This is a genomic window from Chryseobacterium sp. POL2, from assembly GCF_011058315.1.
In the GTDB taxonomy this organism is placed as follows: Bacteria; Bacteroidota; Bacteroidia; order Flavobacteriales; family Weeksellaceae; genus Soonwooa.
The window spans coordinates 2,536,730-2,549,561 of record NZ_CP049298.1; the positions used below are offsets into that span (position 1 = coordinate 2,536,730).

The following is a 12,832-nucleotide window of genomic DNA, read 5'->3' on the forward strand; positions in this document are numbered from 1 at the left end:
CAAATAATAATATTGAGAATGAAAGGATTTATTTTTTTATCAGCGTTAAGTATCGGTGCTTTGGCTTTTGCACAATCAAAACAAGATACAATCAAAGAAATAGAGCAAGTTCGCGTATTCAAGAAATTGCCAGTTTCTAAAGAAATTATCAATGTTCAGAAAGATCTTGATGGTCGTAATTTAGGACAAGATTTACCTATTCTTTTAAAAAATCAAACTTCGGTAATGTCAACTTCCGATGCTGGAAATGGCGTTGGATATACAGGTTTTAGAATTCGTGGTGTTGCCGGAACGAGTATTAATGTAATGATGAACGGGATTCCTTACAACGATTCGGAAAGTCAAGGGACGTTTTTTGTGAACGTTCCAGATTTGACAAGTTCGGCTTCGCAGATTGTTATTCAGCGTGGCGTTGGCACTTCTACTAATGGGGCGACGGCTTTTGGTGCGAGTGTTAACATTGTTTCCAAAGATCCAGAAGAAAAGTTTTATGTAAAAACCGACAACAGTTACGGCTCCTTTAATACTTACAAATATTCTGCTGAGGTTGGCTCTGGAAAATTCTGGAAAAATAGATTGTCTGTGATGGGACGCTACACCAAAATCCATTCAGATGGTTATATAGACCGTGCTTTTTCCGACCTTAATTCTTATAATCTTACAGCCTTATTTGAAGAATATAAAACCAGAATCAGATTTATGGCTTTTGGTGGAAAAGAAAAAACCTACCAAGCTTGGAATGGTGTTGACAAAGCGACTTACGAAAAGGATAGACGTTTCAATTATTCTGGGGCAATCTATGATGCCAGTTGGGAAAATATTGTCGGATATTATGATAACGAAACCGATAATTATCGTCAAAACCATTATCAATTGCTTTGGGAGCAGGCCTTTAATAATCATTGGAAATTAGAAACAACTTTACATTATACAAAAGGAAAAGGTTATTACGAAAATTATAAACAAGATGCTAAATTTTCAAAATATAATTTACCGAATCTTTTCGTTGATCCCGCAGAAGTCAAGCGTACAGACTTCATTAGAAAAAAATGGCTGGATAACGATTTTTATGGTGCAGTTTCTACTTTGTATGGTAAATTTGACAATGTCGATCTTAACGTTGGCGTTGTTGCGAACCAGTATTTTGGAAAGCATTTTGGAAATGTTACTGGCGTGTATTTTCCTCAAATTAATGAGCATGAATATTACCGAAACAGAACCTTGAAAAATGAAATTTCAGGTTTTGTAAAAGCGCTTTATCGTATTGGCGACTTTGAGTTGTTCGGAGATTTGCAAGCAAGAAATGTAACTTATGATGCGAAAATAATTAACCAAGGCGATGACGAAGGTTTTGATTTAAATAAAAAATGGACCTTTATTAATCCTAAAGCTGGTGTTAATTATAGAATTAATGGTGGCAAGTTGTATTTGTCCTATGCCATCGCTAACCGAGAGCCTAATCGTGACGATCTGCAAGCCAACCCAGATACCAAAAATGAATTTCTACAAGATTGGGAATTGGGATTAGAAAAACAATTTTCATCGGTGTTGTCCTTCACCGCGAACCTATATTATATGCAATACAAAGATCAATTGGTTTTGTCGGGCGTTATTAATGATGTTGGTGATTTTGTTCGTCAAAATGTCGATAAAAGTTACCGTGCAGGTGTAGAATTAGGCGCTTTAGCGAATCTTACAAAAGATTTCCGAATGAATGCTAATTTAACTTTAAGTAAAAATATAATCCAAGAAGTGAATGCGACAAAAGATGATTCGGTTGTTGTGATTAAAGATGCGGATACATCTTTTTCGCCTTCGGTTATTGCAAATTTAGGATTGTCTTATGATCTTTCCAAAGCCTTTACTGTTGGTCTTATCAACCAATATGTAGGCAAACAATATTTGGATAATACACAAAACGAAAACTTTAGGTTAAAAGATTATTTTCTTACAGATTTTAATGCGAAATATTCTTTTGAACTGCCACGCACAAGTGTTGACTTAAATCTTTTGGTGAATAATCTATTCAACCAAAAATATATTAACAATGGTTTTGTCTATGGTGACACACCTTATTATTATGCACAAGCAGGTCTTAATTTTATGTTCGGTATTTCAGTGAAGTTCAGATAACTTACTCAAATTAAATTTTTCAACAAAACATCTCATTATTGGGGTGTTTTTGTTTTTTATAAATTAATAATTAATTTGCCATCCTATTATAAAATCATAAATTTGCAAATTATGGACATTACACAGCAAATTTTACAGGTTCTTAATACTCAGGAAAAACTCGAATTGGCAGGATTGGGCTCACTTTCGCTTGTTAAAAAACACGCTGAATTGGATGTTCAGAATGATAAGATTCTGCCTCCGAAAAAAGAATTGGTTTTTAATCTTGATCGAGGGCAAAAAGCGAGTAATGCTTTCAATGATTTGTCATCACAAATTCTTAAAGATCTTTTAGAAAAAGGAATTTACGAAATTTCTGGTGTTGGGAAATGGACCAACTTTGCAGGCAAAATAGATTTTGTTGCCAATCCTCAAGTTGCTGGTGACGATTTTTATGGTTTTGAAGAAATCATTGTACCCAGAGTAGGCGCAGGCTCTCCTCAGCTAATGCAAGTAGCGGAAGAAGATTATAAATATAATAAATCCATATTGTGGGCTTTTCTGGTTTTAATGCCTGTCGCTGGGATATTGTACTTTGCAGCGACGCAAAAAGAAAAAATATTTGGGAAAGCCTCTTTTGAAAGCCTCGAACTTTCTAAAATTGAAAAAAAATCTGCAAAACCCGCTGTTATAGATTCAACAAACGTGCGTGCTAAAGACAGTATTAAAAAAGATTCTTTGAATTATCTTCCAAACAATAAAAGTAAATAATTTATGCAAAAATCAAAAAAAGCATCAGAATCACTTACGGTGATGACCAATATCGTTTTACCCAACGAAACCAATTCTTTGAGAAATCTGTTTGGAGGAGAATTGCTTTCCAAAATGGACAGATGTGCGTCAATATCGGCAGCGCGTCATTGCGAAAGACGTGTGGTAACAGCTTCGGTTAATCATGTATCTTTCAATCATCCTATACCCGAAGGGGGTATTGTGGTTTTGGAGTCGAAAGTGAGTCGCGCTTTTTCAACCTCTATGGAGATTTATGTGGATGTGTGGTTGGATGATCCTATTAACCAGAAAAAAATCCATACTAACGAAGGGATTTACACCTTCGTGGCGGTAGACGAGTTTAATAAGCCTGTGCCGATTCCCGCTTTGGAGCCAGAGACCGAAGAAGAGGTGAAACGATTCGATGCTGCGCTTCGCCGAAAAGAATTATCATTGATCCTTTCTGGAAGAATGAAAGCTACAGATTCTGTAGAACTTAAAAAATTATTCGCTGGAGAAATATAATACAACGGGAGATTTATCTTCCGTTTTTTTATCATTATAAAAGAAGACATCATGAAGCCAAGAATATTATTATTAGACAAAAATCATCCCTTAATAGAAGAACAGCTATTAGCAAAACACTTTGTTCTGGAAGAAGATTACCAATCGAGTTATGATGAGATTGTTGCTAAAATTCATCAATACGATGGTGTTATTATTAGAAGCAGAATTCCTGTAGATGCCATGTTTTTAAAAGCAGCCAAGAAGCTGAAATTCATTGCTAGAGTAGGCGCTGGGATGGAAAATATCGATATCGAAACGGCTAAAGATTTAAACATTAAACTCATCAATTCGCCAGAGGGCAATCGCGATTCGGTTGCCGAACATGTTTTGGGAATGCTTCTGTTGTTGATGAATCGTCTTTTCATAGCTTCTCAGGAAGTTAAAAATGGCATTTGGCTTCGCGAAGAAAATCGTGGCGATGAGTTGCTGGGCAAGACTTTCGGAATAATAGGTTACGGCAATATGGGAAAAGCCACAGCCAAACGGCTTTCGGGTTTCGGCGTTAAGATTATCTTTTATGATATTTTGCCCAATTTGTCAGACGAGTTTGCAACGCAAGTTGATTTGGAAGAATTGCAAAAGCAAGCAGATATTATCAGCCTCCATGTTCCAGAAACCGAGTTGACACATTATATGATAGATGAGGTTTTTATCAATAATATGACGAAGGCTTTTTATTTGGTGAATACCGCGCGTGGCAAAAATGTTAAAACTTCGGCTTTGGTGCAAGCGCTGAAATCTGGAAAAATAAAGGCTGCCGCTTTGGATGTTTTAGAATACGAAAAATCTTCTTTTGAAAATCTAGAAGTTGATAATGAAGATTTAAACTACTTACTCCATTCAGATCAAGTTATTGTTACGCCACACATCGCTGGGTGGACGCATCAAAGCAAAGAAAAGCTTGCACAATTTATCGTGGATAAAATTTTGCAAGACTTTTAAAAGACTTTTCAAATCTATATTTTAACATAATATAACATTTTCGCTTACCTCAATTGTTTTAACAATTCATAATTTAGCCTTTTCCTATGAATGTTAAGAAGATGAAGAAATCGAGTCTTGTGTTGTTGTTGGTGACTTTGCTGTCACTTTTTAATTGTAAAAAAGACGATTCAAAAACAGATAAGCCTGACTATCAAAGTAAATTACCCAACTATTCTAATGTAAAACTCGACAAGGTTTTCTCCGACGCAGACCGACAGCTTGATAACAAAGCGCAAATCCTCTCACAAATCAATAATTATTACGACATGGTTTGGGAACGTGGCAATCTCAGCGGAAGCTTTCTTGTGGCGAAAGGCGACGATATTCTTGTTGAGAAATACCGAGGTTTTGGTAGAGAAAATAGCCAAATGCCTATTGATAAAGATACGCCACTACATGTTGCATCGGTTAGTAAGACGATGACTGCGATGGCGGTTCTCAAACTGGTAGAAGCCGGAAAGCTAAGTCTAGAAGACGATTTAACCAAGTTTTTTCCAAAATTCCCTTACCCCAATATTACGGTTTTCAGTCTGTTGTCCCAACGCAGTGGTCTTCCCAAATACGAGCATTTTGACCAGTCGATAAAACCAAAACCTGCCGAACTGGACAAGGCATTTATCACCAACCAAGATGTTCTTAATATTTTGGAGCGCGACAAGCCAGAACTGGCGCGCCCTAGCAATACGGGTTTTATGTATTGCAATACCAATTTTGCACTATTGGCTTTGATTGTTGAAAAAGTTACTGCAACGCCATTTCCACAAGCCATGCAAGAGATATTGTTCAAAGCTTTGGGGATGGACCATTCTTTTATTTTTCAGGAAAAAGATATTCCCACCGCGGCGCAATCCTTTTATAATGGGCAGAATAGGCTCTATCCTTTGGATAATCTCGACTTGATATATGGGGACAAAAACGTTTACACCACGCCAAGAGATTTACTGAAATTCTCAACGGCGATGTTTTCCGATGACTTTTTGAAACCTGAACTTAAAGCTAAAATCTTCGAACCTTACAGCAACGAAAAGGCAGGCGTTAACAATTATGGACTAGGTTTTCGTATGAAGGTTTTTGATAATGGCGAGAAGTTGACCTACCATAACGGATGGTGGCATGGCTCCAACACGGTGTTTGTACATCTTTTAAAATCAAAAGTCACCATTGTGGCTTTGGGGAATAAGTATTCGCAAAGAGTCTATTCAGCGATGGCTTTGTCGGGTTTGTTTGAGCCTTTTCCGTTTGAGGTTGAGAAGCTTAATAAAGTCTTAAACGGTGGTAAAGCTAATGCTGGAAACGCCGATTCTGCAAATGTCAACGCCAGTCATTATTCGGAATAGAAAAAAAATGATAAACATTCCTAAACATCGATAAGCACAGGCTACAAAACGGATGCGCATCCGACGATTGACGGATGCGCATAGGATGAGAGACGCGTGCGCACAGACGAGATGTCCGATGCGCACACGTTGGCTGGTCTTTCTACTTGTTGTATTTCTCGTACTTTACAGTGCTTAGCATATCGCGCAGGTCAACTCCTGGACGAAAGAGGATTTTGTTTGATCGTATCAGTGCAGAAGTTACTTTGGCAGCAGTGGTTGCACCCTCGCTAGAGATGGAGATCTGGAAGTTACCGAAGTCGCCGAGCCTTACGATCTTACCATCTGCAAGATGACGGCTTACTGTTTTTATAAGGTCATTGAGCACTGCTAAAACATCGGTGTCGGATACCGTGGTGGAGCCACCTGCGATTTCTTTAGAAAGGCTTTTTAGATTAACTTCCCCATCGGCTTTGGCGCTTGCATAGAATTTTGGAGCGGCCTGCGGATCTTGCAGGTTCTTACGCTCAATCACATTGTACTTTACTGGCATAATATAAATTTTTAAAAATGTGTTTTGATTTAATAAAACTAATAAAAAAAGCATTACAAATTTTAGTTTTTCTATTTTTGCACTATGAATCCAAAAATGAAGAAGTTTCTTTTTCTAGTAATCATAAGTTTGTTGGTGTATTCTTGCGCGCGCGTTGGTTCGCCAATTGGTGGTGCCAAAGATAGCATTCCGCCAAAAATGTTGTCAAGTAATATTGATACAACGCGTGTCAATGTGCCCACAACAACCAAAGAATTGCGCATCGATTTTGATGAATATATCAAGCTGAAAGAGATTAACAAAAACCTAATTATCTCGCCACCCATTACTAAAATAAAAAAGATATTGCCAGCAAACCTCGGGACCAAATTCCTATTGATCCAGTGGGAAGATACCCTGAAAGCGAATACAACCTATAACTTCAACTTTGGAAATGCAATTACCGATCTTAATGAAGCCAACACATTGCCGTATTTTAATTTCGCATTTTCTACAGGGTCAGAGATTGAGGATTATTACATCAGCGGCGAGTTGACAGATGCCTTGGGCGAGAAAAAGGCGGATGGCAAAGACGTTAATTATGTTGTTGGACTTTATCAGGTGAAAGACTCTATGGACTATCGTCAAAAGCCTTATTATATTACCAATGTCGATCCAGATGGTTATTTTGAGCTTAACTATCTGTCGCCTGGGAAGTATAAGATTTTAGCCTTCGAAGATCAAAATCAAAATTCTATTTTTGATAACGGAAAAGAGAAGTTTGCCTTCTCAAAAGATGATATTACGATAGAGGACAAAACGAATATTTCTGGGATGAAGCTAAAACTTTTCCCAAGTGTCCCGAAGGTTAAATACAAAGAATACAAGCCAACACAAGGCGGTCTTGTCTTGCTATACGAAGGCAAACCAGATAAGGTGGAGGTGACATCAACATCGGAGAATCTTAAAGATTTTATAGTGACGCATCGTCCCAAGTCGGATTCGGTTTTTGTTTGGTTTGACGCCGTTTCACAAAATATAGGAATTGAGAAAAGCGACAATATAAAGTTGGCTGCCAAAACTACTGTTAAATCAGATTCAATCTCTGCTTATTACAAATACGATCCCAAAGTAGAGATGACACTTGGCAGCATTGGCGACAAAGTTGTTGCCCCAAATAATCCGTATAAAGTACGCGCTAATTTCCCTATTTCCGAGATGGTAACGGACAATTGGGTTTTGACATCGGATAGTATTTCTCAGAGTTTTACCGCGAAAGTTTCGAAAACCAATATTTATGATTTAGAGATTAATTCGGATTTTAAAGCAGGGAAAACCTATCAGCTTTCTATCCCAAAAGAAACGGTGAAGTCCTATTATAAAAGCATTGACAAATCGTATCGCATGGATTTTGAAATCGGAAAACCCGAGAATTACGGCTCTCTGAAGTTGGCGCTTAGCAATGTGCCACAACATTATTTTTGGATACAAATGTTGGGTGATAAAAATGAAATCCAATACCAACAATATACCAGAGATCAGCAAATCACCTTTAAAAACTTAAAACCAGGAAACTATAAGCTAAGGATTTTGCTAGATAATAATGATGATGGCTATTGGGAACTGGGTTCTTTTGATGAAGGGCGCTATGCCGAAGACGCTTTCTTGTTCCGAAAAGGAAAAGATACCAATCCGATGACGACGGTTAATATTCGTCCAATGTGGGAGATTAATGAAAAATGGGATTTGAATTCTGAAATACAAAACAATTGAGAAAAACGATAAAAATTTTAATAATTGCCATTGCCGTTTTTGGGCTAATACAGTTGGTGCCAATAGACCGCAATAACGAACCTGTAAAGAAAGAGGAGAATTTTGTAGACCTCCACAAGACCAATCCGCAAGTTGTTACATTGCTTCGTGCTGCTTGTTACGATTGCCACTCCAACGAGGTTAATTATCCCGATTATGCTTTTGTAGCGCCTATTTCGTGGTTGGTGAAAGACCATGTCAGAGAAGGTCGAGATCGGCTCAATTTTTCGAAATGGGGCACTTACAACTTATTTCAAAAACAAGGTATGCTGGAAAGAAGTATTTCAACAACCCAAAACTATACAATGCCAATGCCTGTTTATATCCAAAAGCACCCGGAAGCTAATCTTAGTAAAGCCCAACGTGAGCTTTTAGTAGATTATTTCCGAGAAATTTTGAATGCAGAAAAGCCTTAAGCTTTTAAACTTTTCATTGTAAAACTTGTCAACTATCAATACCTAAACTATGAATTTTGAAGATTTTATCATCGCTCCCAAATCTATAAAAACCGAAGACTGGCAATTGGGCGCACACTTTTCCAACGAGATTTTGGAAGACAGCATTGTGTTGTTGTTTGTTTCGGATTATCGTGGCGCGCGTGGCGATGCAGAAGTTCAGGATTTTATGAATATCCGTCGCGAGTTTTACCGATTGTCAAAATTGGATTTCGAAATTCCGATGGTTGATTTGGGCGATTTGGTTTCAGGGAAAAGTTTGGAAGACACGCATTATATCCTTCAAGAGTTGTTGTCGGCTTGTCATTACAAACGTGCAATTCCTGTTGTGGTAGGCGGTTCTACAGATTTGGCATTTTCGTTATACGCGGCTTTGGACTTTCATTATAAAAAAATAAACTATACCCAGATTAACAATGTCGTGTCTTTGGAACAAGGCGATGGTATTGATGAGCGTAATTTTTTAAGTAAAATATTAGGTTCCAAAAACTTTGAAATCCAGAATTACCATCATCTAGCTTATCAAAAACATTTGAATGAAGTAGATTCTGTAAAATTGATTAAGGAAGTGCAATTTGATGTGATCCGTTTGGCCGAAATGATGAATTCCACAGACCGAACAGAGCCTTATTTCCGAAAGACAGATTTGGTAACGATTAATTGTGATGCGATAGAAAGTGGCTATGATGCTTTCTCTATCAATCCGCAGGTTAATGGGCTCAACAGACGAGAAGTTTGTGCTTATATGAAGGAAATTGGTCTTAGTGAAAACTTAAAATCTGTAGGGATTTTTAATTATAATATTTATTCTGATGATCGTATGAATCATCAACTTTTGGCGCAGATGCTTTGGTATCTTATTGAAGGTATTAACATACAACGCACGCATCCAAAAGAGCGAAAATTCGAGACTTATTGGGTGATGGTTGGCGAAGAAAGTTATGCTTTCCAGCGCGATACGTTTAGAAATCTTTGGTATTTTGGTGAGGACGAAGATGCTAATAATTTAGTTCCGTGTTCTCGATCGGATTTCGAAGATGCCAAAAGAGGTTATTTGGGCGAGCGTTTCACCAGACAATAAAACCTATGCGTCCAAAAGTTTCTATAATCGTTCCTGTTTATAATGTCGAAAGTTATTTAGAAAAATGTTTGAATTCTTTGGTGAATCAGACGTTAGACTCTATTGAAATTATTGTCGTTAATGATGGTAGCCAAGATCAATCTCAACAAATAATTGATGTTTTTGCGCAAAATTTTCCTGAGAAGATAAAAGCTTTTTCTAAAGAAAATGGTGGGCTTAGCGATGCCAGAAATTTTGGTTTAGACCGTTGTGCAGGCGAATATATTGGTTTTGTGGATAGCGATGATTATGTTGCCCACGAAATGTTTGATGAGATGTATCAATTGTCTCAAAAACATGATGCTGATATGGTGATTTGCAATCTGCAGAAAGTGGATGAGTGTGGGAATGTTACCCAAAAGCTGACGCAAATCCCAAATATGGAGGAGAAGGTCGAGCTTGAGAAACATTTTTCTGTGTTTTCGGATCTGAGTTATTTTGCGTGTAATAAGCTTTTCAAAGCCGAATTGTTTGCTTTAAAACGATTTAAGAAAGGGATTCATTTTGAAGATATCCAGTTGATTCCGCAATTGTTATTGGATTGTAAAATCCTTGCTCAGACGCAGGCGTTTCATTACCAATATCTGGAGCGGACAGATTCGATCTCCAAAACACATACGTTGAAAGGTCTTGATATTTTGAATGCTGTGGAAGATGTTGAAGTGTATTTTAATAATTCGTCTTTTTCAAATTTTAAAACCGAATTGAAAGCGTTCCAAATTTTGGAAGGCGTTTTTACTTTTTTAGCCTATTTGGCTTTTGTAAAAGATAAAGCGACTTATTTACAAATGCGTTATGCGCTTTCTGATTTTATGCAAATGCGGGATATTTCTCGTAAAGATGTGATGGGGTATCAACGTTTTGGCGCAAATTATTTTTCGAGTCTTGGGCTAGCAAAGCGAGTGTATTATCTGATACAGTTTTTTGTTCCGATTCGTTTTCATCATTTTTTACTTTCAAAATTGGCAAAATAAGTTTTTGAATTTTTAAGTTTTCAAGTGATTTTTTTTTGTTTAAAACTATTGTAAATATATTAATGTATTGTTAATTTTTTTTGATAACGATACGGATATATATGGTTTTTATTAGTATTTTTGCGATGTTTATGGTTTTTACCGAGACAAAAACACAAAAATATGACGAAAAATTATTATCTCAGCCTATGGACAAGTTAGGTTTGTTACAAGACTTGGATTCTAAAACAATCTTTTATATTAAGGGAATATTAGGTTTTACAATTTCTTTTTTGCTAACCTATATTACTATTCCTGCAATAATTAAAATTTCCCGAAGAAAAAATCTAATGGATGAGCCGACCATTAGAAGTTCTCATGAGCGCAAAATCCCTAATTTGGGAGGTATTGCTATTTTCTTTTCCTTGGGTGTCTGCGCACCTATTTTTGCGTATGAACTTTTTGAACAGTATAAGTTTTTGTTCGCTTCTTTGGTGATTTTGTTTTATGTTGGCGTTACAGATGATATTGTTGTGATGCGCGCTTATAAAAAATTGTTGGTGCAGATAGCGGTTTCGGTGTTAATGGTGGTAGGTTCTGATGTTAGAATAAGAAGTTTTTTTGGACTTTTTGGTATAGAAGAACTCAATTATTATTTTAGCGTATTTTTTAGTATTCTGACGTTTATAATTCTGATAAATGCCTTTAATCTAATTGACGGTATCGATGGTCTAGCTGGTAGTTATAGCGTCTTGTCGAGTGCTGTTTTTGCTATAAGCTTTTACAGGTTAGGCGAATATAATTATCCTTTGGTTGTTTTTTGCATCATTATTATTGGTGCCGTTTTAGGCTTTTTAAAATTCAATCTTTCAAAAGAAAGGAGCCATAGGATATTTATGGGAGATACAGGATCTATGATCTTGGGGTTTTTATTGGCTTTCACCGCGATACAATTTATTGACGTTTTTATAGATAAAGACGATATTATGATACCTCGTTATCATCTGTTATCTGCACCAGTTATTGCTTTGTCTATTTTGATTTTACCAGTAATAGATACGTTTTCCGTGATATTAATTAGATTGTTTAAAAAGCAGTCCCTCTTTAAGCCCGACCGAAATCACTTGCACCATAGGGTTTTGGATTTGGGTTTAACACATAAGCAAGCCACTTTAGTAATATGTTTTATTTATGTTTTGGTAATTATCTTAGTCTATTTTTTAAGACATCTTGACCTTAACCTACTTTTTTTTGTGGTATTTTTGCTGGGCATGTTTCTTTCAATTTTGCCTATAATTTTAAAAAAAATATTAATTAAATAGTTTACAGATTATAAGATAATGATACGAAAGTTTTATATAGTCGCCATCCTTTTACTAGTGTTTTCATCGTGTATTTCTCGAAAAGATATTACTTATCTGCAACCAAGTGAGAGTCTTACGCTTAACGAGGAAGGCTTGGTTCCTTACAATATTCAAGAATACAGAGTTACAAAAAATGATATTTTGGGTCTTAATATTATAACGACGCCCAAAGGAGATGCTGCACAATTTTATTCTAATTATAATGTGACGCCTTCTGGGGAATCTGGCGGCGGCGGCGGGCAAAACCCTACAATATCAACAGGTGGTGTGGGTAGTGGCGGACAAGGTTTAGGAAATACCAGATTTTATTTTAATGGTATAAAAGTAGATTCTAAAGGTGATATTTACGTTTTTGGAATTGGTTTTATAAAAGCTGAGGGCAGAACTTTGGAAGATATTTCACAAGAAATACAAACCAAGGTTAACGAAAACTTTCTGGATGGTAAGTCGGAAGTACGTCTTAATATTGATGGAATCAATTATTACATCTTGGGCGACATGGAAAGTGTGAATATGACGGGCGTAAAAAAAGCGCACGTTCAACAACTTAATATCCTTGAAGCTTTGTCCGCCAACGGTGGGCTCAACAGGACTGTTGATAGAAAAAATGTCGTGCTTCAGCGTAAATATCCAGAAGGTATAAAACGCGTGAAACTCGATCTTACAAGAGAAGATATCATGAACTCACCCTACTTTTGGATTCAGAATGGTGATATGATTTTGCTAAGTACCAACAAGAAAAGTATTTCTGGATTTGGGAAAGAGCCACTACAAAGTTTAACGACAGGGGTTTCGTTGTTAACAACGGTCTTGTCTATTTATTTGATTTTTACAAAGCTGTAAAAT

12 protein-coding genes are annotated in these 12,832 nt (G+C 36.7%); 11 read left to right on the forward strand and 1 reads right to left on the reverse strand.

The genetic code is table 11. The features are described from left to right. Positions 1–18 precede the first annotated feature (18 nt). The 5 genes from G6R40_RS11760 to G6R40_RS11780 all read left to right on the forward strand — a co-directional run bounded on the left by G6R40_RS11760 (position 19) and on the right by G6R40_RS11780 (position 5,771). Complete coding sequence (locus tag G6R40_RS11760; RefSeq protein ID WP_165135714.1) at positions 19–2,133, forward strand: TonB-dependent receptor; 2,115 nt, start codon at positions 19–21, stop codon at positions 2,131–2,133. A gap of 111 nt (positions 2,134–2,244) precedes the next feature. Then, positions 2,245–2,883 carry a hypothetical protein gene (locus G6R40_RS11765; RefSeq protein ID WP_165135717.1) on the forward strand — a complete coding sequence of 213 codons (639 nt, stop codon included), beginning with the start codon at positions 2,245–2,247 and terminating at the stop codon, positions 2,881–2,883. A 3-nt stretch (positions 2,884–2,886) separates the two neighbouring features. Beyond that, complete coding sequence (locus G6R40_RS11770; protein WP_165135720.1) at positions 2,887–3,408, forward strand: acyl-CoA thioesterase; 522 nt, start codon at positions 2,887–2,889, stop codon at positions 3,406–3,408. 51 nt (positions 3,409–3,459) lie between these two features. After that, the gene (locus G6R40_RS11775; RefSeq protein ID WP_165135723.1) at positions 3,460–4,392 is read left to right on the forward strand and encodes a 2-hydroxyacid dehydrogenase; all 933 of its coding nucleotides are present in this window, start codon (positions 3,460–3,462) and stop codon (positions 4,390–4,392) included. Positions 4,393–4,493: 101 nt separating this feature from the next. Then, positions 4,494–5,771, forward strand: coding sequence for a serine hydrolase domain-containing protein (locus G6R40_RS11780; RefSeq protein WP_165137686.1), 1,278 nt, complete (start codon positions 4,494–4,496; stop codon positions 5,769–5,771). Between the two features lie 142 nt (positions 5,772–5,913). Here the strand turns inward: G6R40_RS11780 and G6R40_RS11785 are convergent, their stop codons facing one another. Next, positions 5,914–6,357: an HU family DNA-binding protein gene (locus tag G6R40_RS11785; RefSeq protein WP_410497330.1), complete on the reverse strand. Its 444-nt coding sequence runs from the start codon at positions 6,355–6,357 to the stop codon at positions 5,914–5,916. Between the two features lie 42 nt (positions 6,358–6,399). Between G6R40_RS11785 and G6R40_RS11790 the strand changes: the two genes are divergently transcribed. The 6 genes from G6R40_RS11790 (at position 6,400) to G6R40_RS11815 (ending at position 12,829) form a co-directional block, all read left to right on the forward strand. After that, positions 6,400–8,055 carry an Ig-like domain-containing domain gene (locus G6R40_RS11790; protein WP_165135726.1) on the forward strand — a complete coding sequence of 552 codons (1,656 nt, stop codon included), beginning with the start codon at positions 6,400–6,402 and terminating at the stop codon, positions 8,053–8,055. Next, complete coding sequence (locus G6R40_RS11795) at positions 8,052–8,510, forward strand: heme-binding domain-containing protein (protein ID WP_228455855.1); 459 nt, start codon at positions 8,052–8,054, stop codon at positions 8,508–8,510. Before G6R40_RS11790 ends, G6R40_RS11795 begins: the two co-directional genes overlap by 4 nt. Positions 8,511–8,559: 49 nt before the next feature. Continuing rightward, complete coding sequence (locus G6R40_RS11800) at positions 8,560–9,630, forward strand: formimidoylglutamase (protein ID WP_165135729.1); 1,071 nt, start codon at positions 8,560–8,562, stop codon at positions 9,628–9,630. Positions 9,631–9,635: 5 nt separating this feature from the next. Continuing rightward, positions 9,636–10,643 carry a glycosyltransferase family 2 protein gene (locus G6R40_RS11805; protein WP_165135732.1) on the forward strand — a complete coding sequence of 336 codons (1,008 nt, stop codon included), beginning with the start codon at positions 9,636–9,638 and terminating at the stop codon, positions 10,641–10,643. A gap of 101 nt (positions 10,644–10,744) precedes the next feature. Next, positions 10,745–11,944: an MraY family glycosyltransferase gene (locus G6R40_RS11810; RefSeq protein ID WP_317164515.1), complete on the forward strand. Its 1,200-nt coding sequence runs from the start codon at positions 10,745–10,747 to the stop codon at positions 11,942–11,944. Positions 11,945–11,962: 18 nt separating this feature from the next. Next, on the forward strand, positions 11,963–12,829 hold the full coding sequence (locus tag G6R40_RS11815; protein ID WP_185670487.1) for a polysaccharide biosynthesis/export family protein: 867 nt from the start codon (positions 11,963–11,965) through the stop codon (positions 12,827–12,829). The last annotated feature ends 3 nt before the right edge of the window (positions 12,830–12,832 follow it).

Coding starts and splice junctions, on each gene's coding strand:
- G6R40_RS11810 (WP_317164515.1), top strand. CDS start 10,745: ATGGTTTTTATTAGTATTTTTGCGATGTTTATGGTTTTTACCGAGACA.
- G6R40_RS11760 (WP_165135714.1), top strand. CDS start 19: ATGAAAGGATTTATTTTTTTATCAGCGTTAAGTATCGGTGCTTTGGCT.
- G6R40_RS11785 (WP_410497330.1), bottom strand. CDS start 6,357: ATGCTTTTTTTATTAGTTTTATTAAATCAAAACACATTTTTAAAAATT.
- G6R40_RS11790 (WP_165135726.1), top strand. CDS start 6,400: ATGAAGAAGTTTCTTTTTCTAGTAATCATAAGTTTGTTGGTGTATTCT.
- G6R40_RS11800 (WP_165135729.1), top strand. CDS start 8,560: ATGAATTTTGAAGATTTTATCATCGCTCCCAAATCTATAAAAACCGAA.
- G6R40_RS11770 (WP_165135720.1), top strand. CDS start 2,887: ATGCAAAAATCAAAAAAAGCATCAGAATCACTTACGGTGATGACCAAT.
- G6R40_RS11815 (WP_185670487.1), top strand. CDS start 11,963: ATGATACGAAAGTTTTATATAGTCGCCATCCTTTTACTAGTGTTTTCA.
- G6R40_RS11780 (WP_165137686.1), top strand. CDS start 4,494: ATGAAGAAATCGAGTCTTGTGTTGTTGTTGGTGACTTTGCTGTCACTT.
- G6R40_RS11765 (WP_165135717.1), top strand. CDS start 2,245: ATGGACATTACACAGCAAATTTTACAGGTTCTTAATACTCAGGAAAAA.
- G6R40_RS11775 (WP_165135723.1), top strand. CDS start 3,460: ATGAAGCCAAGAATATTATTATTAGACAAAAATCATCCCTTAATAGAA.
- G6R40_RS11805 (WP_165135732.1), top strand. CDS start 9,636: ATGCGTCCAAAAGTTTCTATAATCGTTCCTGTTTATAATGTCGAAAGT.